We start from the raw sequence: 20349 nt of genomic DNA, 5'->3' as shown, positions 1-20349 counted from the left end.
AGGTAGCATTAGCAAAGGGGCAGTAAAGGAATAGGACGTCACTATGCGTAAAGTAATGCAAGAAGCACTACCGCAGGAATCGGCAATGAAATCTATCGCGTTAATAGAAGATGATGAAATTGTTAGGCAGGCGACCAGCCAATGGTTGGAACTTGCAGGCTATAACGTGCATTCTTTTGAGTACGGATTATCGGCGCTGAATGCCATTGAAAGTGGCGGGTTTGACGCGATCGTAAGTGATGTGAGGCTGCCAGATATAGACGGCTTAGACTTGCTGAAGAAGTTTCAATCACAACAGATTAATGTGCCAGTGATACTCATTACTGGTCATGGTGATGTGGATATGGCGGTAAAAGCGTTGCAGCTTGGTGCTTACGATTTTATAGAGAAACCATTTAATCCCGAGCGGCTGTCTTCGAGAGTAAAAGAGGCCGTAGAGGAATACGAAACCAAGATCGCTCAGCAAAATCGGCAGTCTTACTTAGAAAATATTAAAGGAATTGAAAAGGTGCTGGTGGGTCGCAGTAAAGTGATATGCGATTTACGTAAACAGATAGCGAAGGTCGCGTCGATCGACACCAACGTCATTATTTATGGCGAGACTGGCTGCGGTAAAGAGTTAGTTGCAACATGCTTACACCAAGAAAGCACTCGTCAATCCCATCATTTGGTCGCACTTAATTGTGGCGCAATCCCCGAAAACTTGTTTGAAAGTGAATTGTTTGGTCATGAAGCTGGTGCATTTACTGGCGCGGCAAAGCGACGCATTGGCAAGCTGGAATACGCCGATAAAGGCTCTCTTTTCTTAGACGAAATTGAAAGCATGCCAGTTGCTATGCAAGTAAAGGTATTACGAACATTACAAGATCATGAAATAGAGCGGGTGGGAAGTAACGAAAAACGCAAGGTTGATCTACGAGTTATCGCCGCTGCGAAAGAAGATCTTCTTAACCATTCCGAATTTAGGCAAGACTTGTTTTACCGATTAAACGTCGCGCAGTTGCACTTGCCACCATTAAGAGAGCGTGAAGACGATGCCTTGATACTGTTTGAGTACTTTACCAATCAAGCTAACCCTCATACACGAAAAGCGAGTGATTCAGACGAAAGAGCGCTGCTTTCATATTCGTGGCCGGGTAATGTACGAGAGCTGCGTAACATCGCCATTCGATTTGCGTTGGACGATACTCTGTCGGTTGGGGATATTCTGTCGATCCGCCCTAATTCAAGTGTCGATAATCATGGTCAGCAAGGTGTACCGCTCGCAATTCAAATGGATACCTTCGAACGTAAAGTCATTCTCGATTCACTCACAAGATGGAATGGTTGCATTGCTGACGTGATGCAAGAGCTAGACTTGCCACGTAGAACATTGAATCAAAAAATGCAGAAGCTGGGGTTGAACCGGTTAGATTATAAAGACTAAGTCTCCGTTCTTTGTAAACGAGCCTTTATAAATTAGCGCCAAAAAAATAAGGTCGGCAAAATCTTGCTTATGCTCAATTTAACCAAAATGCAACATTTGTCACATATTTGCTCAATCTGTGAGCGTGAGTTTGGGGATACTTCAATTTGGGAGCAAGTAGATGAGCAAAATTTTGCTTATCTACATAGCGCTCAGTGAGCAAGAACTTGCTCATTATGACAGTGGTTGTTATTAAATTCATTCATAAACAATCAGTTAAGAGTTGGCATCTAAATTGCCATAGTGATGTTGAATGTTAATAAAATGATAACGTGAAACACCACATGGAGAGTAGAAGATGAAAATGAACAAATTGGTGACAACCTTAGCAGTGGCAATAGCCTCATTTGGTCTGGCAGCAAACGTGTCAGCGGCTGAGCAAAGAAGCTACATTTTGGCCACGGCATCAACCGGTGGAACCTATTACCCTGTTGGCGTTGCTCTTGCAACGTTGAGTAAAATCAAGCTGACTCAAAAACATCACTTCTCACTTTCTGCCATTAGCTCTGCAGGGTCAGGTGAAAACGTAAAACTCTTGAATGAAAACGAAGCACAGTTTGCCATTCTACAAGGATTGTATGGTGCTTGGGCTTGGGGCGGAGAGGGGCCGTATACTAAGTCGGGTCGTCAAGAGAAAATACGCTCAGTTTCGATGCTATGGCAAAACGTAGAACACTTAATTGTTCGTTCAGAATACGCAAAAACGGGTACGGTAAGCGACTTAACTAACCTTAATGGTGAAAAGTTTTCTATCGGTAAGAAAAACTCCGGTACAGAAAACTCAGGCCGCCAGATCATGAAAGGCTTGTCGATTGACCCAGACAAATTCAGCTTAGCGTACATGGGCTATGGTGGTAGCGCGAGTGCGCTTCAAAATGGCACCATCGATGGCATGAATACACCAGCGGGTGTGCCGGTTGGTGCGGTAACTCAAGCGTTTGCTGCCTTAGGTAAAGACATCCAAATATTGTCCTTTACTGACGAGCAGATCAAGCAGGCTAACGGTAGCTATAGCTTGTGGACCAAATACGAAATTCCTGCAAATACCTACCCTGGTGTTGATGAGCCAATCACCACAATCGCCCAACCCAACTTTCTTGCCGTTCGTGAAGATATCTCTGACGAAGACGTATATCAGTTAACCAAAGCGATTTACGACAACCTAACGTTCTTGCAAGGTATCCATAAAGCGACCAAAGCAATGGCACTAGAGAAAGCGATTGCTGGCTTACCGGTTCCGTTGCACCCAGGTGCGGCACGTTTCTACAAAGAAATGGGTATTTCAATTCCTGACTCATTAGTTGCTATGTAACTTCCGTCATCTTTCTTCTTCCACACTGACGTGCTGACTCTTTGTCATGACATTCATTGCAAAGAGTCAGCCGTGTGGAAGAAGAGACGCGAATTCGTTCCTAACCAAGTATTCAGGAGGATATATGAGCAAGGACATCAATGAAGAACTGCAAAAATTTGAGTTGCCCACACGGACCAGCTTTCCATGGGTAACTAAGGCGATAACGGGCTTTGGTGTCGTGTTGTCTTTGCTGCATATTTGGTTTAATACATTTTCTACTTTGCCTGAATTATGGGTATCTGCGACTCACTTTGCCGGATTCGCGGTGATTTGTTCATTGTGGTACCCCGCACATATTTCTTTAAAAGAAAGCAAAATCGCCTTAGCGGTGGATGTGGGTATTGCCGTCGCTGCGATTGCGTGTTTGCTTTATATACCGTATGCGGAAGACGCTTTGTATGAGCGAGGCGTAAAATTTATTGCAAGTGATTGGTTCTTTGCGGTGTTAGCCATTGCAATAGTGATTGAGTTGATTCGCCGAACCATGGGTTGGTTCATTCCCATTCTTATCTTGGTTTGTTTGAGTTACGTCGTGTTATGGGGACAGTGGGCTTCGGGTATTTTTCATTTCCCTGGTTTGAGTCTAGAAACGCTACTGTACAGAAGTTTTTATTCCTCGGAAGGGATGTTTGGCTCGATTTCTCGTATCAGCTGGACATTCGTATTCATGTTCATCTTATTTGGTGCATTCTTGGTGCGCTCTGGGGTGGGCGATTACATCATCAATGTGGCGCGAGCGGCTGCGGGTAAAGTCATCGGGGGGCCGGGTTTCATCGCTGTTATTGGCTCGGGTCTGATGGGCTCTGTGTCTGGTTCAAGTGTCGCAAATACGGTATCAACTGGGGTGATCAGTATCCCTCTGATGCAAAAAGCAGGCTTTCCATCGCGTTTTGCCGCGGGCGTTGAAGCTGCGGCCTCGACCGGTGGGCAGTTAATGCCTCCTGTAATGGGCGCTGGCGCGTTTATTATGGCGTCTTATACACAAATTCCTTATGTTGACATTATCGCAGTTTCTTTTGTCCCGGCATTAATCTATTTCCTATCGGTTGGTTTCTTTGTACGTATCGAAGCCAAGCGAAGCGGCGTTCAGAAAGTGACGACCAGTGAAGAGTCATTGTCTAAAGTTCTCCTTTCAGGCTGGAATAACCTTATCCCATTAGCCGTACTCGTTACCTTACTCGTGCAAGGGTTTACGCCAACTTATGCGGCCGGTATTTCAATCGTTTCTGTCGTGGTGGCTTCTTGGTTTTCAAAAGACCACAAGATGGGGCCAAAAGCCATTGTAGAAGCCTTGTCTCAAGGCGCGAAAAACATGGCGACAACGGCAGTCCTATTGGTAGGTATAGGGCTGGTGATCAACGTAATTAGTACGACAGGAATTGGCAACACCTTCTCTTTAATGATCAATGGTTGGGCCAATGGGAACCTGTTTATCATGTTGGTGCTGATTGCGCTGGCGTCGTTAATTCTTGGTATGGGGCTCCCGGTTACAGCGGCCTACATTGTTCTTGGAACGCTGTCAGCTCCCGCGTTGTATAAATTATTGGCCGAAAGCCAACTGTTAGAGTTAATGACATCAGGTGCATTGCCAGAACAAGCCAAAGCTATCTTTATGCTTGCCGCTCCCGAGAAATTGGATCTGCTTAATGCACCCATGGCGCTAGAAACGGCAAAAGAAATGCTAGCACTGGTACCTGCGGACTTTGTTGAAACACTGCTGGAGCAAAGCTTAGGTTTAGAAACCATTGGTTTAGCCTTGTTAGGGGCTCATTTAATCATTTTTTGGTTATCTCAAGACAGTAACGTAACACCGCCAGTTTGTTTAACAGCGTTTGCTGCGGCGACGATAGCGAAAACCCCACCTATGCGTACTGGCCTAACGGCATGGAAAATTGCGAAAGGTCTATATTTAGTGCCGTTGTTAATCGCCTATACCGGATTGGTGAGCTGGGATGTGACGGAAGTGCTTACCGTTGGTTTCTTTGCAATTATTGGTACTTACGCGTTTATTGGCGCCATAGAAGGTTACTTAGAATCTGAACTAAATTGGATACTACGTATAGTACTGGTAGCCCTTGGAATCTCTCTTGTTTGGGCTGATATCCCGCTCATTGTGAGACTTGCTAGTTGTGTCGGGTTTGTTGCCATATTTGCTTATAGCAGTAAGCAATATAACGTACAGCAAGAAAAGAAGATAAAAGACAAACAGCATCAAGACACATTATCTGCTGGTAAAGGGGCGGTACAGTAATGGACAAAGTGTATGACTATATTGTTGTTGGGGGTGGCATCGTCGGTGTGTCTACCGCTTGGCAACTGAAAACTCGATTTCCGGATAAATCGATCCTCTTAGTCGAGAAAGAAGATGGCTTCGCAAAACATCAAACCGGCCATAATAGTGGTGTAATCCACGCTGGAGTGTATTACGCACCGGGCAGTTTGAAAGCAGATTTCTGTAAGAGAGGAGAAGAGCAAACGAAGGCATTTTGCGCTGAGCATGGCATAGCGATAGAAAACTGCGGCAAGTTATTAGTCGCTACTTCGGATTTAGAACTCGAACGAATGCAGGCACTTTACCAACGATGCAGCGAAAATGGCATCGAAGCTGAATTGTTAAATCAAGCGCAATTGAAGTTGGCGGAACCAAATATTACGGGGCTAGGAGCCATCTTGGTTGAGTCGACCAGCATCGTTGATTATAAGCTGGTGACTGACAAAATGGCTGAGCAATTTACCAAACTTGGTGGCGAAGTGTGTTTGCGAACTGAAGTTGTCGCGATGACGGAATCGGCGTCTCAAATTGATGTTGAAACTCGTGTTGATGGCCAAGGGATGATGCTGCAAACTGAATTTTTAGTGACGTGCAGTGGCTTGATGGCTGATAGAGTCACCAAAATGCTCGGGATTGATTGTGATTTTCAAATCATTCCTTATCGCGGTGAGTATTATCGACTGAACCGAAAACACAATGATGTGGTCAACCATCTTATCTACCCCATCCCTGATCCGGACTTACCATTTTTGGGTGTGCATTTAACTCGAATGATAGATGGTACGGTAACCGTAGGACCAAATGCCGTTCAAGGGTGGAAGCGAGAAGGGTACGCAGATATTAATTTTAGCGTTAAAGATACGATGCAAATGTTGGCCTATTCTGGGTTTTGGAAAGTCACGGCTAAGAATCTAAAAACGGGCTTAATTGAGTGGAAAAACTCGCTATGGAAGCCAGGTTATTTGAAGCTAGTAAACAAATATTGCCCGAGCATAGAGCTGATCGATTTAGAGCCTTACCCCGCAGGGATAAGAGCCCAAGCGGTATTATCTGACGGTTCTTTGGTGCATGACTTCTTATTTGCAAGCAGCGACCGGAGTTTGCACGTATGCAATGCCCCATCTCCTGCAGCGACATCTGCGATGCCGATTGGGCATTATATATGCGACAAAATCGAAGAATCAGTTCGGAAATAAATTAACGTCATTGAAAGGGCAATTTTATTGAGTAAGTCGACGCGCTCGAGATAAGGAAAATAAAGCCCGTAACAAACGTAGAGCTTGTTGCGGGCTTTTTATATCACTTCTTATTTATCTTACTTCTTCAGCAAAAAGTTAACCAATTGGTTGTACTCTTCTAGGCTTGTGATGTTGTCTGGCTTAACAATGTACTTATTGTTTACCAGTACACCAGGAACACCGGTTAGTGTGCTTGCTTCAAACTGCTTGTCGAATCGTTTCTGCATTGAATCAACAGCAAATCCTTTGTAAGCAGCATCAAATTTCTTACCATCTACACCGTGATCAACAAAGATTTGGCGAAGTTCGGCTTCATTTTTGGGTGCTTTGCGTAGGTCGTGGATCTGTTTAAACATAACAGGCACCATCTTTTTCTCGACATCAAGAGCTACCATGGTGGCGTAAGCTTTTGCCATTGGAACGGCCATTTTTGCCCCCATGAACGCCACATGAATCTTTTGGAACTTGACGTTCTCAGGTAGTGACTCTGTCATGTTGTCGATAATACCCTCAAATTTGTAGCAATGTGGGCAATAGAAAGAGAAGAACTCCGTTACCACAGGCTTCGTTGCTTTTTGAGTGCTCAATACTTGGTAATGAGTCCCTTCTTCAAATTGAGCGGCTTGTGCTGAAAGGCTCAACATAAGAGCGGTAAAAAGAGTCAGTAGTTTTTTCATTTGATCGTTTCTCCAAACGTTTTTATTTTGTATATGACCACAGAGCGCGACACAACGAAATCGTCGTTGGATTAGTCACGAGTGGTAAATTTTGCTAATGGGTGTTGTAGGAGAATAAAATCGGAGGGCGATATAACGCCTTAGATAGGCCAATCGTTTTAGGCTGCAATTCGTAACCAATAAGAGCCAATGAATGTGATTGTCTTGCTAACTTATCTAGGGGGGAAGGCGTTGGCAAATTCATTACACACATCGAGCTACAGCATTGATGTTTTGCGCTGGCTTTCGATTTAGGCTGGGTTTGGTTATCGCAGATGTCAGAAGTGCTATGGAAGATTTCAACAATAGTTTGAGCCGGTTCATCATGTTTTTCCCACTCTGGATTGCCGGACGCACCAGCGGCAACACTCGATAGCACAAGGGCTATTAAAGTGAAGGTTGTAATCCAAATTGTGTGGACAAATTTCGGCATAGTCTATTTTTATGTTACTTCAGTTGATTGCACTGTTACACCGCAATCATACAGTAAATCTATCGAATCCTGTCAAGATAATTTGAATTTCTGTTAATAAATCGACTAATTGTAATTTGGTGGCTTATTTTGTAACAAAAGAACATTTTACGAGTCATGTCTCATCTTGATCTCATGATTGCTATCGATGTGTTTTTAATGGGTTAAACCATCGTAAATAAAAGGTTATTGAAGCCTTTTGAGTAAATCTACACCTTATTGATGTTTTTATCGGCTTTCCATCTACCCCTTTAGGGTAGTTTGATTCTGTAATTGATTTACATCATTTAATAATTTTCTTTCATAAATGACAATCTCTGTAAATTAAAACACATATTTAACAGGAATCGTTTATGAGCAAGATGAAGTTAGTCATCATCGGTAATGGCATGGTAGGTCATCGCTATATCGAAGATCTGGTTGAAAAAACAGATGCCGAAACCTTGGACATCACTGTTTTTTGTGAGGAACCAAGAGTGGCGTACGACAGGGTTCACCTATCGTCTTACTTTTCTCATCACACCGCCGACGAACTTTCTCTTGTTAAAGAAGGGTTCTATCAAAAACACGGTATTAACGTATTAATTGGTGAGCGTGCCATTAATATCAACCGCGAACGCCAAACGGTTTATTCAAGTACTGGCCGCGAGATTCAATACGATAAACTGATTCTGGCTACAGGTTCATTCCCGTTCGTACCGCCAATTAAGGGCAACGAAAGCAAAGACTGCTTTGTATACCGTACCATTGAAGACCTTAAAGCGATTGAAGCAACTGCGAAGAAAAGTAAAAGCGGCGTCGTTATTGGTGGTGGTTTACTTGGTTTGGAAGCGGCTGGTGCACTAAAAGCATTAGGGGTAACAACCCACGTTGTTGAATTTGCCCCAGTGTTGATGGCAGAGCAACTTGATCAACAAGGCGGCCTTCAACTCCGTAACAAAATTGAGCGTATGGGCGTTCAAGTCCACACCAGTAAAAACACATTAGAAATTGTCGCAGAAGGAAACGAAGCACGTAACGTGATGCGTTTTGCCGACGGTACTGAGCTAGAAACTGACTTTATCGTATTCTCTGCAGGTATTCGCCCACAAGACAAACTGGCTCGTCAAATGGGCTTAGGTATTGCCCCTCGTGGTGGTATCGAGGTGAATAACCATTGTCAAACAACCGATGAAAACATCTACGCGATTGGCGAGTGTGCTTCATGGAACCGTACCTTCTACGGCTTGGTTGCTCCAGGTTATAAAATGGCAACGGTGGCTGTTGATCACTTAGTTGGTAACGAAAGCGAATTTGAAGGTGCAGACATGAGCGCGAAGCTGAAATTGCTTGGCGTTAAAGTAGGCAGCATCGGCGATGCAAATGGTCGTACTCCTGGTTGTAAGAGCTACGTTTACCAAAACGAAGAAGACGAAGTGTATAAGCGCATTATCGTTTCTGAAGACGGTAAACAATTGCTTGGTGCTGTAATGGTCGGTGACACCTCTGATTACGGCGACTTGCTACAGCTTAAGTTAAACAACATTGAACTACCAAAACACCCAGACACGTTGATCCTTCCTGCTCACGCTGGTGCAGAAAAACCATCATTAGGTGCAGACTCGCTTCCTGAAAGCGCGGTGATTTGTTCTTGTTTTGATGTCACTAAAGGCAAGATCGCTCAAGCGGTTGCTGACGGTCACCATACATTAGGTGACATCAAGGCAGTCACTGGTGCGGGTACAGGTTGTGGTGGTTGTATTCCACTGGTGACTTCGGTTCTTAACGCTGAACTAGCGAAATCGGGTGTAGAAGTGAAAAACGATGTGTGTGAGCACTTCGCTTATTCTCGCCAAGAGCTTTTCCACCTGATCCGCATTGAAGAAATCAAAACATTCGATGAGCTGTTAGAGAAATACGGTAAAGGTTACGGTTGTGAAGTGTGTAAACCACTTGCAGGTTCTATCTTAGCGTCTTGCTGGGGTGAGCACATCCTAAAACCTGAGTTGGTGAAGCTGCACGATACTAATGACAACTTCCTTGGGAACATTCAAAAAGACGGCACTTATTCAGTTATCCCACGTATGGCGGGTGGTGAAGTGACACCACAAGCGCTGAGTGTGCTAGCAGACGTAGCGGCTGAGTACAACTTATACACCAAGATCACGGGCGCACAGCGTATTGGTTTGTTTGGTGCTCAAAAAGACGATTTGCCAGCGATTTGGAAAAAACTGATTGGCGCAGGTTACGAGACGGGTCAAGCGTACGCGAAAGCGCTTCGTATGGCGAAAACCTGTGTAGGTTCTACTTGGTGTCGTTACGGTGTGCAAGATTCTGTTGGCCTTGGTGTGCTGATCGAAAACCGCTACAAAGGCATTCGTACCCCTCATAAGATGAAATTTGGTGTGTCAGGTTGTACTCGTGAGTGTGCGGAAGCGCAAGGTAAAGATCTTGGCATCATCGCAACTGATGCGGGTTGGAACATGTACGTATGTGGTAACGGTGGTATGAAGCCGCGTCACGCTGATTTATTAGCTACCGACCTAGACCAAGAAACGCTGATCAAATACATCGACCGTTTCATGATGTTCTACATCCGCACTGCAGCACCACTACAACGTACATCAGTATGGATGGATAACCTTGAAGGTGGCGTTGATTACCTGCGTGAAGTCATTGTTGATAACAAGTTAGGTCTTAATGATCAGCTTGAAGCAGATGTTGCCGCACTGGTTGGTAACTTCACTTGTGAGTGGACCAATACGATTAATGATGAAGCTCAGTTAACGCGCTTCTCGCATTTCATTAACTCGGATGAGCGTGATAGCAACGTACAGTTTGTTGAAGCTCGCGAGCAACATCGCCCAGCGACTTACACAGAAAAATATCCTGAAGCAAAAGGCGACATTCTTCATGTTGCTCTTACTGACACGGTAGCGGAGGTTTAATCATGGCAAACGGTAAAGCAGCATTTCAATCAATTTGTGATATCGCAAACATCGTTCCTGGCACTGGAGTTTGCGCTTTGTTCAATGGTGAGCAAGTGGCTATCTTCCGCCCAACAGACGCTGAAGAAGTGTTTGCAATCAGCAATACCGACCCATTCGCACAGTCCAATGTGTTGTCGCGTGGTCTGATTTGCCAGCACAAAGACGAGCTTTGGGTTGCAAGCCCACTTAAGAAGCAACGCTTCAATTTGAAAACAGGCCAGTGCATGGAAGACGAGCTTTTTAATGTGAAAGCATACAAAGCTCGCGTTCAAAAAGGCACGGTAGAGTTAAGTGTTTGATGTGAAGTGCTAAAAGCGAAGTACTAAAAGCGAAGTACGAAAGACGAAGTTTCTAAGTTCTTACTTAGCTTTTAGTACCTAGCTTTTAGCATTTCAAAAAATTGATAGATCAAGGGTTTCGGATGCGACATCCGTTATTCGGAGCCTTTTCCTATCAACTTTTAATTTTAACTTTTGTATAAGGACACACTTATGTCTGCTTTAAAACCTGCTGAATTTGTTCAAACGATGATCGACGTTGGTGAAGCCAAAACCAAAACCAGTACTCGTGATCTACTGATCCGCGGAACAATGGCGGGTATCATTTTGTCGCTGGCGGTTGTTGTAGCAATCACGACGATTGTTCAAACTGGCATCGGCATTGTGGGCGCTCTTGTGTTCCCAGTTGGCTTTTGTATTCTTAGCCTAATGGGTTACGACTTAGTCACCGGTGTATTTGGTCTGGCGCCGTTGGCTAAATTTGATAACCGTCCGGGCATCACTTGGGGGCGTATTTTACGTTGTTGGGGTCTTGTTGGTCTGGGTAACCTTATTGGTTCTTTGATTGTGGCTTTCCTAGTCGCTATTTCGTTGACGAACAACTTCTCTATTGATCCAAATGCAGTGGCACAAAAGTTCATTGCGGTTTCGACTGCTCGTACTGTGGGTTTTGAAAATCTGGGCGCTGATGGCTGGATCACTTGTTTTGTTCGCGGTATTTTCTGTAACTTGATGGTATGTCTTGGTGTTATCGGTAATATGACGGCACGTTCAGTCGCTGGCAAAATTGCAGCAATGTGGCTACCAATCTTCATCTTCTTCGCCTTGGTATTTGAGCACACAGTAGTAAACATGTTCCTATTCCCATTGGGCATGATTTTGGGTGCGGATTTTGGCATCGCGACTTGGTTGAACTTCAACCTTATCCCAACCATTCTAGGTAACATCGTGGGTGGTTTGGTGTTTACTTGTATTCCTCTTTACCTAACGCATGCAAAAACAGCACCGTCACTAGGTAACGAAACAGCAGATAAATCTGAGCCAGCACTGCGCACTCAGTCTTAATTAGAATTGGCCTCATCTTTATAGGTGAGGCCAATTTGTTTGTGAATTTAATAACTTGGTTATAAAAAGTACGAATTCAATTTGTTTTTAAGCTCTTTGTTTCTATAAGCATAGTTTAGAGATATCCTCGCTGAGTTTTACTCTTTATACCCAAATTTGAACTGTTAGGCACTTCTATGACTACCGATCACACATCTTGTAAACGCGGTTTTGTTTCTCTTGTTGGTGCAGGACCGGGCGATCCTGATCTTTTGACGATGAAAGGATATCGCGTTCTTAAAAACGCCGATGTCGTGGTATACGACCGCTTAGTTTCGAAAGAGATTATTGCGCTCGCCAACGATAACGCAGAGTTGATTTATGTCGGTAAAAAACTTGACCATCACTGCGTGCCTCAAGGCCAGATCAATCAAATTTTGGTGGATAAGGCGAATGAAGGTAAAAGTGTGGTACGTCTTAAAGGCGGTGATTCGTTTATTTTTGGTCGAGGTGGGGAAGAGCTAGAAACCTTGGCTGAAAACAATCTGTCGTTTGAAGTTGTCCCGGGTATCACTGCTGCAGCAGGTGCAACGGCGTATGCTGGCATTCCACTGACTCATCGGGATCACGCTCAAAGTGTTCAGTTTATTACCGGGCATCTACAAAAAGATGGTCAAGATATTCAATGGTCTTCTTTGGCTCAGCCCAATAATACCTTGGTATTCTACATGGGCTTGAAACAATCTGGCCATATTACTGAGAAGCTACTCGAAAACGGCCTAAAATCAGACATGCCATGTGCCATTATTCAACAAGGTACAACGGCTTCTCAAAAAGTGTTTACTTGCACGCTTGCAGAGTTAGCGAAAACAGCACAACAAGCGATTAGCCCGTCTTTAATCGTGGTTGGTGAGGTGACTAAGCTGCACAGCAAACTGGATTGGTTCGAGGCGAACGCTTAATTGTGATTCTTTTTGCAACAAACATGTGAATTGAGAGCTATATATCTAATAAAGGACGCAGGATAGAATAAGGTAATAACAACTAGGCTACATATGAATAACAATATGCCTAGGTGAAATTCATGAAGCTGGAAGACAATCATGCAATTACCTTACTCTACCTTGATAGAAACATTGGAAGTTCGCGTTGCCAAACAACGCATCATCACCGATCCAACGCTTACCTTAGCTTATGGTACTGACGCTAGTTTTTACCGATTAGTACCTAAGCTGGTGGTTCAACTCGATAACATCGACGAGGTGATCTACACCTTACAATCGTGTCATCAACTCAATATCCCTGTAACCTTTCGTGCAGCTGGCACTAGCCTGTCTGGTCAAGCGCTGTCTGATTCCGTTCTCATTACCCTCACGACGAATTGGCGAAATCACAAAATACTGAATGGCGGAGAGCAGGTTTGGTTACAACCCGGTGTAATAGGGGCTGATGCCAATAAATACCTTGCCCCGTATGGCCGAAAAATTGGCCCCGATCCCGCTTCGATTAACACATGTAAAGTCGGGGGCATCGCTGCGAATAATGCGTCAGGCATGTGTTGTGGTACGGCGCAAAATAGTTATCAGACCTTAGCGGGGATGACGGTTGTATTTGCTGATGGCACGGTATTAGACACGCTTGATAAGCAAAGTATTACGGCTTTTGAATCCAGCCATGGTGACATGCTTAACGATTTGGTTTTGTTGGCGAAAAGCTGTCGGAGTAATCCCGATCTTGCAGATAAGATTCGTCATAAATATCGATTAAAAAATACCACAGGTTATAGCCTCAACGCTCTCGTAGACTTCGAATCATCCATCGACATTTTGCAGCATCTCCTTATTGGTTCAGAAGGCACGCTTGGTTTCATTGCTGATATTACCTACAACACCGTTATTGACCATGTTTACAAAGCATCAGGTTTGTTTGTATTTGCTGATATAGAAAGCACCTGCTTGGCTGTAAGTGAACTCAGTAAAACAGGGGTTGCTGCCGTAGAATTGATGGACAGTCGTTCGTTAGCATCGGTAGCAGATAAACCCGGAATGCCGGAATTCATTGCAAAACTTGGGGCAGAAGGCAACCAAGAAGCAGCGGCATTACTGATTGAGTTACACGCAGAAAACGAAGCAGATTTACAGGCTCAAATTGATGAATCTCTGGCGCTTATCGCTCCGTATTGTCCAATTGAGCAAATAGACTTTAGCCGCGATGCAAAGATATGTGAGCAACTATGGGCGATTCGTAAAGGTTTATTCCCGGCAGTCGGAGCAGTACGCGAAACTGGAACAACCGTGATCATCGAAGATGTGGCATTCCCTATTGAAAAACTGGCTCCCGCCGTACGAGAGTTGCAAGAGTTGTTTATCCAGTTTGATTACCATGAAGCGATAATCATTGGTCATGCTTTGGCTGGAAATTTACACTTTGTGTTTACCCAAGCATTTGATACCGAAAAAGAAGTCAGTCGCTACAGTGATTTCATGGATGCGGTTGCGCAGTTAGTTGCCGTCGATTATCAAGGGTCACTCAAAGCAGAGCATGGTACAGGCCGTAACATGGCACCCTTTGTAGAGTTAGAGTGGGGCGCTGAAGGTTACGCGCTTATGCAGTCAATTAAGCGTATCTTTGATAAGACAGGTATCTTAAATCCTGGTGTCATTCTCAATGACGATACTCAATCTCATATTAAAGATCTAAAATCGATGCCTGCCGCAGACGAGCTAATAGATAAATGTATCGAGTGCGGCTTTTGTGAACCGGTGTGCCCATCGAGAAACCTGTCGCTAACGCCTAGGCAACGCAACAGCATCTATCGTGAGATCAGTCGTTTACGTCGAACACAAGAAGACCCTGTTCGGTTAGCAGAAATGGAAAAATCGTACCAGTATTACGGAATCGACACTTGTGCTGCAACAGGGTTATGCGCCGATCGCTGCCCGGTGGGGATCAATACCGGTGATTTGATGCGAAAATTACGTCAAGCACATTCACCAACAGCGAAGCGTATTGCAAGTTGGACGGCCAAACACTTTGACGGCATTACTGCTGCGACTCGTGTTGGGTTAAGCGCAGCGAATGCGATGCACTCGGTGATGGGGACTAAGAATATGACCGCAGTAACGGGCGCTGCGCGAAAGTTATCGGGTAATTCCATTCCTTTGTGGACGCCTAACATGCCGTTATCCGCAGGAACCTTGCCAACGCTGAATAATCTTAAAATTAAATCGGTTAGGAAGGATAAAGTCGTTTATTTTCCTAGCTGTGCATCACGTAACATGGGCACAGAGCAAAACGCGCAAGACTCACGACCTTTGGTTGATGTGACGGTGTCACTACTTGCAAAGGCCGGTTACGATATTATTATGCCGGAAGATCTCAACAGCCAATGTTGTGGTATGCCGTATAAGAGCAAAGGTTTTGTGGAAACCGCACAAAGCAAAGCACAACAACTTGAAGAAGCACTTTGGCAAGCAACAGAGGAGGGAAAATATCCGGTACTCATGGATACCAGCCCGTGTGCAAGTTTAACTAAGGAAACGCTCACCAAAAAGATATCGGTGTATGAACCGTTTCAGTTTGTTGCAGAATTTGCGATGCCACGATTGAAAATCAAGAAACAGCCCGAACCCGTTATGTTACACATTACCTGTACTTCTCGCCGAAATGGCTTAGCCTCTATCATGCAAAGGGTGACGGAAAGTTGCGCAGAACAAGTGGTGATCCCAGAGGACATCATGTGTTGTGGTTTCGCAGGTGACAAAGGGTTTACCACACCAGAGTTAAACGCATCGGCACTTGCGCCTTTAAAATCTCAAGTACCGGAGGCCTGTATTGAAGGGTACTCCAACAGTCGGACTTGCGAAATTGGCTTGTCACAACACAGCGGCATAGAGTATCGCTCGATTTTGTATTTGGTTGATAAGGTCAGTGCGTAGAGGCTATATTGGAGTATGGTGAGTTTTAAACTCAGATAAATAGAAATTGTAGGGAAGCAAATGGCACACCTTGAGTCGAATGTTTGGCATGAGTTGCAAAACGCTTCCCTATATTGGGCGCCGAATTTCATTAGTCAGGAAGAGGCGAGCGAACTATTTTACCAACTAGAGACGCAAATAAAGTGGCGAAATGACAATATCACGCTATTTGGAAAAACCATGCCAATCCCACGATTACAGGCTTGGTATGGCGAGCGTGATTATTGCTACTCTAATATATTGATGGAAGCAAACGAATGGTCGCCTTTGTTACTCGATTTAAAACATCGTTGTGAGCAAGTTTCAGGCTCTAGGTTCAACTCCGTATTAGCCAACCTTTATCGCAATGGGAGCGACTCTAATGGATGGCATAGCGATAACGAGCCTGAACTAGGCACCAACCCCGTGATTGCTTCGCTGAGTTTTGGTGAAACACGCCGATTTCTCGTTAAGCATCGTCACACTAAGCAAAAACTTACCTTTGAGTTATCTCCAGGAAGTTTATTGATAATGGCAGGTGAGATGCAGACCCATTGGCAGCATACAGTGCCGAAAACTAAGATCGAGAAATCCGCGAGATTAAATCTAACGTTTCGCTATATTTACGAATAGAAAACCCGTTAACCGCTGCGTAGCCGTGAATCTATTTGTTTTCCGCTATTCGCCACAATACGCCACTAGGGTCGGTTAGGCAGAATTCAAGCATACCCCAAGGTTGATTGACCAACTCTGAAATTTGCGCGCCAAATTCTTCAACAAGATTCAGCGACAACACATGCTCATGCCAGCTTTGTGCATCTTCAACCAGCAGGTGCATCATCGAATTGTTGCAATGAAGCGGCGAATAAAAATCTTGCAGTAAAAAAGAGCATACTCCGGATTTAAAATAGGCAATGCCATCAAATTCTGACGCCATTTGAAACCCAATCCTTTGATAAAAACGCTTAGAAAGCTCAAAGTTTTTAGCGGGCACGAACGATTTTATTTCTACAGTTTCTAAGTTTCTCATAGACCGTTTTCTCAACTGGATGAAGGACAATAGTGTGAAACGCTTTGTGGAATCGAATATTTAGTAGTAAATGATAATGATAACCATCAACAATGGTGGAGACATACTACCAACAACGTAATGACATTGCTAAATTTTATACGGTCGGTAGTACGCATAACTGATTGGTATGATAAACTAGATGAATAGAAATCAGTGTTACGTGATCTACTATGAAATTACTAGCCGACAAAACAGGCGAGCAGTATCTGATCTTTGGGCTCAAGGCTTTTAGGCCTCCGCCAAACTTCAATATTGTAAAAAAGAGCAACACAGAAACTGCGTTGCTCTTTTTTATTACGTGAAACTAACTAAGTACTTAATTCGAGCAGAATTAGTTAGCTAAATTAATCTTACCGAAATCAATTTTGTTGTCTTTAGGCGAACGCTTAATTTCAACAACTTGACGGTAATGTGTCGCCATGATGTAACCGAAACAACCTAAGATAAGTGCAATCGCTGTTGCGCCAACCCATTGGATTTGTAGGAAATCCAACTTGAATAGCAAGGTCAAGCCGCTTAATAGAGCGATGTTACCCAATACGTACTTGGTTTTACCAAAGCGTTGAACGGTTAAGTTTAGGTTGTCGGTGTATAGACGAACCAAGGAGTCCAATGAGTTAACAACAAAGGTTACTCCTACCAACACCATCGCCATGTTGTAGAAACCCGTGATTGGAATTGCGTTGGCGCTGTAGTAATAAAGAACCGTAAACCATATGGCGATGGGCAAAGAAGGAACAACCATCATTGCAATCAGCACTTGGTAAGTACGTAATCCACCGACGAAACGTGCAGTAAATTGGCCGATCATGATGCTCCATGCAAACCACCAATAAAGGTAAAATTCATGGTAGTCATTGATTGGCAGGATGAACTTATGAATGTTAGCGAAGTAGTCACCTAACAAGCCAAAGGTCGTGAAGAAATCACCAACACTTGAGCCTTCAGAAAGGAATGCACCAGACCACATCAATGCAATTAGGCCCAAGAATAAGAAACTACTGCCCAAGCTTAAAATACGAACAAAGCGGATGTTTGTGCTGGAGTAAACTGCGATAGCTATAACAGCAAACACAACTAGGTAGAAGCTAACGACAACCGACTCGCCGTCCCCCATTTCTGGTAAATACCATGGTAGGTTTGCGAGTAATAAATAAGAAGTGAACGCACAAGTACCAATAATTACTAGGTTATTGACGAACTTGATCAGCGGGATCTCGAAAAACTTAACTCGAGGTTCAATAACGCAGAAGTAGAAGCAAGTTAGGAAGTAAAAAGCCCAGATAAAAAAGGCCCAAAAGCCAAATTCGATGGCTAACGGGTTAGTGAAGGAGTATTCAGGGCTAGCTGCCAAGTCTGCGTAGCCTGCAAATTCGGTCAGCGGGAACATGATAAGGCCTACATCTAGACCTGAAGTGAACAAAATGGCAATGAAAGTAAAGGTACGTACAGGAGTTACCCCAATGCACTTTACGTTACCCCAGCGGAAAATAATAAAAGCGATAGCGGCAAACGTAAATAGAATGCCTATGGATAGCCAAGTAGTCATTATTTGGCCTCGAGGTGTGTATAGCAAGCAAACATAATTAAATCCTTATTTATGTTTAATGCGATGTTAGCTTTCTTTAGGACGGCCTTAGCCATCGGCTCTTAAACCTCTTTTTATCGAGAGTGAGAACCAAAGAAGCGCAACAAAGCGAATTGGACCATTTGCGAATCTCGCCTAGGTTGGTCGTGTACCTCATAAGAGCCATCACGAAGTTGTTATCCCAAGTGATGGCAATGAATTCTTAGTTATTGTTTTAGAAGTAATTACTTACTGGTCATTAATTCTCGCTTGGGTGCTTTTAATCTCTGCGTTGTCTGCCAATCATCTGCAATAACAACGGGGGCTTCGTTTGGCGCTAATATGCCATTGCCAAGGATGAGATCGGCAGCGCGTTCGGCGACCATGATGGTTGGAGAGTTTAAGTTTCCGTTTGGAATTGTTGGGAATATGGATGAATCGACAACACGTAATCCATTAATGCCGTGTACTTTGGTTTCGGAGTCCACCACAGCCATTTCATCTTCGCCCATTTTGCAAGAACATGACGGGTGATAAGCACTCTCTACGGCACTTCTAACAAATTGGTCAATTTCTTCGTCAGTTTGAATCGATAAACCGGGCTGAATTTCTTCACCTCGGAATTCGTCTAAACCCGGTTGATTAATGATTTCACGGGTTAAGCGAACACAAGCGCGGAAACCTTCAATATCTTCTTGATGCTGTAGATAATTGAACTGAATCTTGGGTGCTACGTGGGGATCGCTTGAAGCGACTTTCACAAAGCCGCGGCTCTTAGGCTTGTTGTGCCCAATATGAACTTGGAAACCATGGCCTGCAAATGCTTCTTTGCCGTCATAACGCATTGCTGCTGGGAGAAAATGGTATTGTAGATCTGGCCATTCTAAATTCTCTTTAGAGCGGATAAACCCGCAAGATTCAAAGTGGTTGGTTGCCCCTAAGCCTGACTTATCTAGAATCCAACGAGTGCCTATCCAAAGTTTATTAAGAGGATCTAATTTGCCATTTAGAGAGATCGGCTTCAGGCACTTAAATTGGAAGTAGAACTCAAGGTGGTCTTGTAAGTTCTCACCCACCCCTGGCAGTTCATGTATTTGCTCAATGCCTGCGTCAGCCAGTGTTTTCTCACCACCAATACCAGACAATTGCAAAATATGTGGTGAGCCAACCGAACCGGCAGAAAGCACAACTTCTTTGTTACAACGAACATCCACTATTTTGCCTTTGCGTTCGTAGCGAATACCGACCGCAGTTTTATCTTCAAGCAGAACTTTGTGAACTAACGCGTGAGTAACAACGGTGAGGTTATCACGCTTCATTGCAGGTCTTAGGTAGGCATTGGAAGTCGACCAGCGCACGCCGTTTTTTACGGTCATGTGCATTGGGCCAAAGCCTTCTTGTTGCTCGGCGTTATAGTCGCTGGTTGCCATGTACCCGGCATCTACCCCTGCGTCGACAAACGCTTGGTACAACGGGTTTTTCATATTATTGCCGTTGTTCACGCCAAGAGGGCCAGAATCGCCACGATAATCATTGCCACCGAAAGACCAAGTTTCTGCTTTTTTGAAATACGGTAGACAGTGGGCGTAATCCCAGTCTTTGGCACCGTGCTGTTGCCACTCATCGAAGTCGCGAGCATGCCCACGAACATAGACCATGCCATTGATGGATGAAGAGCCACCAAGTACTTTACCGCGAGGGCAGTGCATATTGCGGTTATCTAAAAAAGGCTCGGCTTCAGTTTCAAACTGCCACGCATATTTCTTGGTATTCATTGGAATAGACAAAGCGGTCGGCATTTGGATGAAAATGCTCTTGTCACTGCCGCCAGTCTCTAAAAGGAGTACCTCGTTGTTTGGGTTCTCTGATAGACGGTTCGCCAATACACAGCCTGCGCTGCCTGCGCCAACAATGATGTAATCTGGTTGTTTGATGCTCATTGTCGT

General features: G+C 44.2%; 15 protein-coding genes. 10 read left to right on the top strand and 5 right to left on the bottom strand.

Features of this window, described 5'->3' with window-relative positions:
- Positions 1 to 85 precede the first annotated feature (85 nt).
- The 4 genes from VTAP4600_RS18090 to lhgO all read left to right on the top strand — a co-directional run bounded on the left by VTAP4600_RS18090 (position 86) and on the right by lhgO (position 6287).
- Positions 86 to 1426 (top strand): sigma-54-dependent transcriptional regulator, encoded by a 1341-nt coding sequence (locus tag VTAP4600_RS18090; protein WP_102525439.1) that lies wholly within the window; start codon positions 86 to 88, stop codon positions 1424 to 1426.
- A 337-nt stretch (positions 1427 to 1763) separates the two neighbouring features.
- Entirely contained in the window at positions 1764 to 2777 is a 1014-nt protein-coding gene (locus VTAP4600_RS18085; protein ID WP_102524202.1) for a TAXI family TRAP transporter solute-binding subunit, read from the top strand.
- Between the two features lie 124 nt (positions 2778 to 2901).
- Entirely contained in the window at positions 2902 to 5070 is a 2169-nt protein-coding gene (locus VTAP4600_RS18080; RefSeq protein WP_102524201.1) for a TRAP transporter permease, read from the top strand.
- The gene (lhgO, locus tag VTAP4600_RS18075; protein WP_102524200.1) at positions 5070 to 6287 is read left to right on the top strand and encodes an L-2-hydroxyglutarate oxidase; all 1218 of its coding nucleotides are present in this window, start codon (positions 5070 to 5072) and stop codon (positions 6285 to 6287) included. Before VTAP4600_RS18080 ends, lhgO begins: the two co-directional genes overlap by 1 nt.
- A gap of 119 nt (positions 6288 to 6406) precedes the next feature.
- Here lhgO and VTAP4600_RS18070 read toward each other — a convergent pair whose 3' ends face one another.
- On the bottom strand, positions 6407 to 7006 hold the full coding sequence (locus VTAP4600_RS18070) for a thiol:disulfide interchange protein DsbA/DsbL (protein WP_102524199.1): 600 nt from the start codon (positions 7004 to 7006) through the stop codon (positions 6407 to 6409).
- 94 nt (positions 7007 to 7100) lie between these two features.
- The gene (locus VTAP4600_RS18065; protein WP_102524198.1) at positions 7101 to 7478 is read right to left on the bottom strand and encodes a hypothetical protein; all 378 of its coding nucleotides are present in this window, start codon (positions 7476 to 7478) and stop codon (positions 7101 to 7103) included.
- A 392-nt stretch (positions 7479 to 7870) separates the two neighbouring features.
- On the opposite strand from VTAP4600_RS18065, the gene nirB reads away from it, so the two are divergent.
- The 6 genes from nirB to VTAP4600_RS18035 all read left to right on the top strand — a co-directional run bounded on the left by nirB (position 7871) and on the right by VTAP4600_RS18035 (position 16397).
- Positions 7871 to 10444, top strand: a complete 2574-nt coding sequence (gene nirB / locus VTAP4600_RS18060) for a nitrite reductase large subunit NirB (protein ID WP_102524197.1) — start codon at positions 7871 to 7873, stop codon at positions 10442 to 10444.
- Positions 10445 to 10446: 2 nt separating this feature from the next.
- Positions 10447 to 10785, top strand: a complete 339-nt coding sequence (gene nirD, locus VTAP4600_RS18055) for a nitrite reductase small subunit NirD (RefSeq protein ID WP_102524196.1) — start codon at positions 10447 to 10449, stop codon at positions 10783 to 10785.
- Between the two features lie 192 nt (positions 10786 to 10977).
- Positions 10978 to 11829 carry a formate/nitrite transporter family protein gene (locus VTAP4600_RS18050; protein WP_102524195.1) on the top strand — a complete coding sequence of 284 codons (852 nt, stop codon included), beginning with the start codon at positions 10978 to 10980 and terminating at the stop codon, positions 11827 to 11829.
- A 176-nt stretch (positions 11830 to 12005) separates the two neighbouring features.
- Entirely contained in the window at positions 12006 to 12770 is a 765-nt protein-coding gene (gene cobA, locus VTAP4600_RS18045; protein ID WP_102524194.1) for a uroporphyrinogen-III C-methyltransferase, read from the top strand.
- A gap of 141 nt (positions 12771 to 12911) precedes the next feature.
- Positions 12912 to 15746, top strand: a complete 2835-nt coding sequence (locus VTAP4600_RS18040) for an FAD-binding and (Fe-S)-binding domain-containing protein (protein ID WP_102524193.1) — start codon at positions 12912 to 12914, stop codon at positions 15744 to 15746.
- 60 nt (positions 15747 to 15806) lie between these two features.
- Positions 15807 to 16397 (top strand): alpha-ketoglutarate-dependent dioxygenase AlkB family protein, encoded by a 591-nt coding sequence (locus VTAP4600_RS18035; protein WP_102524192.1) that lies wholly within the window; start codon positions 15807 to 15809, stop codon positions 16395 to 16397.
- Positions 16398 to 16428: 31 nt separating this feature from the next.
- On the opposite strand, the gene VTAP4600_RS18030 is transcribed toward VTAP4600_RS18035, so the two are convergent.
- The 3 genes from VTAP4600_RS18030 to betA all read right to left on the bottom strand — a co-directional run bounded on the left by VTAP4600_RS18030 (position 16429) and on the right by betA (position 20343).
- Positions 16429 to 16794, bottom strand: coding sequence for a VOC family protein (locus VTAP4600_RS18030; protein WP_102524191.1), 366 nt, complete (start codon positions 16792 to 16794; stop codon positions 16429 to 16431).
- 373 nt (positions 16795 to 17167) lie between these two features.
- On the bottom strand, positions 17168 to 18385 hold the full coding sequence (locus VTAP4600_RS18025; protein WP_102524190.1) for a BCCT family transporter: 1218 nt from the start codon (positions 18383 to 18385) through the stop codon (positions 17168 to 17170).
- Positions 18386 to 18648: 263 nt separating this feature from the next.
- Entirely contained in the window at positions 18649 to 20343 is a 1695-nt protein-coding gene (gene betA / locus VTAP4600_RS18020; RefSeq protein WP_102524189.1) for a choline dehydrogenase, read from the bottom strand.
- Between the last annotated feature and the right edge of the window lie 6 nt (positions 20344 to 20349).

Source organism: Vibrio tapetis subsp. tapetis (assembly GCF_900233005.1).
GTDB classification, from domain to species: domain Bacteria; phylum Pseudomonadota; class Gammaproteobacteria; order Enterobacterales; family Vibrionaceae; genus Vibrio; species Vibrio tapetis.
This window is presented reverse-complemented; position numbering and strand designations above follow the sequence as displayed.

Excerpts from the sequence above, each read along its gene's own strand:
- VTAP4600_RS18090 (WP_102525439.1), top strand. The coding sequence starts at position 86 with ATGAAATCTATCGCGTTAATAGAAGATGATGAAATTGTTAGGCAGGCG.
- VTAP4600_RS18085 (WP_102524202.1), top strand. The coding sequence starts at position 1,764 with ATGAAAATGAACAAATTGGTGACAACCTTAGCAGTGGCAATAGCCTCA.
- VTAP4600_RS18080 (WP_102524201.1), top strand. The coding sequence starts at position 2,902 with ATGAGCAAGGACATCAATGAAGAACTGCAAAAATTTGAGTTGCCCACA.
- lhgO (WP_102524200.1), top strand. The coding sequence starts at position 5,070 with ATGGACAAAGTGTATGACTATATTGTTGTTGGGGGTGGCATCGTCGGT.
- VTAP4600_RS18070 (WP_102524199.1), bottom strand. The coding sequence starts at position 7,006 with ATGAAAAAACTACTGACTCTTTTTACCGCTCTTATGTTGAGCCTTTCA.
- VTAP4600_RS18065 (WP_102524198.1), bottom strand. The coding sequence starts at position 7,478 with ATGCCGAAATTTGTCCACACAATTTGGATTACAACCTTCACTTTAATA.
- nirB (WP_102524197.1), top strand. The coding sequence starts at position 7,871 with ATGAGCAAGATGAAGTTAGTCATCATCGGTAATGGCATGGTAGGTCAT.
- nirD (WP_102524196.1), top strand. The coding sequence starts at position 10,447 with ATGGCAAACGGTAAAGCAGCATTTCAATCAATTTGTGATATCGCAAAC.
- VTAP4600_RS18050 (WP_102524195.1), top strand. The coding sequence starts at position 10,978 with ATGTCTGCTTTAAAACCTGCTGAATTTGTTCAAACGATGATCGACGTT.
- cobA (WP_102524194.1), top strand. The coding sequence starts at position 12,006 with ATGACTACCGATCACACATCTTGTAAACGCGGTTTTGTTTCTCTTGTT.
- VTAP4600_RS18040 (WP_102524193.1), top strand. The coding sequence starts at position 12,912 with ATGCAATTACCTTACTCTACCTTGATAGAAACATTGGAAGTTCGCGTT.
- VTAP4600_RS18035 (WP_102524192.1), top strand. The coding sequence starts at position 15,807 with ATGGCACACCTTGAGTCGAATGTTTGGCATGAGTTGCAAAACGCTTCC.
- VTAP4600_RS18030 (WP_102524191.1), bottom strand. The coding sequence starts at position 16,794 with ATGAGAAACTTAGAAACTGTAGAAATAAAATCGTTCGTGCCCGCTAAA.
- VTAP4600_RS18025 (WP_102524190.1), bottom strand. The coding sequence starts at position 18,385 with ATGACTACTTGGCTATCCATAGGCATTCTATTTACGTTTGCCGCTATC.
- betA (WP_102524189.1), bottom strand. The coding sequence starts at position 20,343 with ATGAGCATCAAACAACCAGATTACATCATTGTTGGCGCAGGCAGCGCA.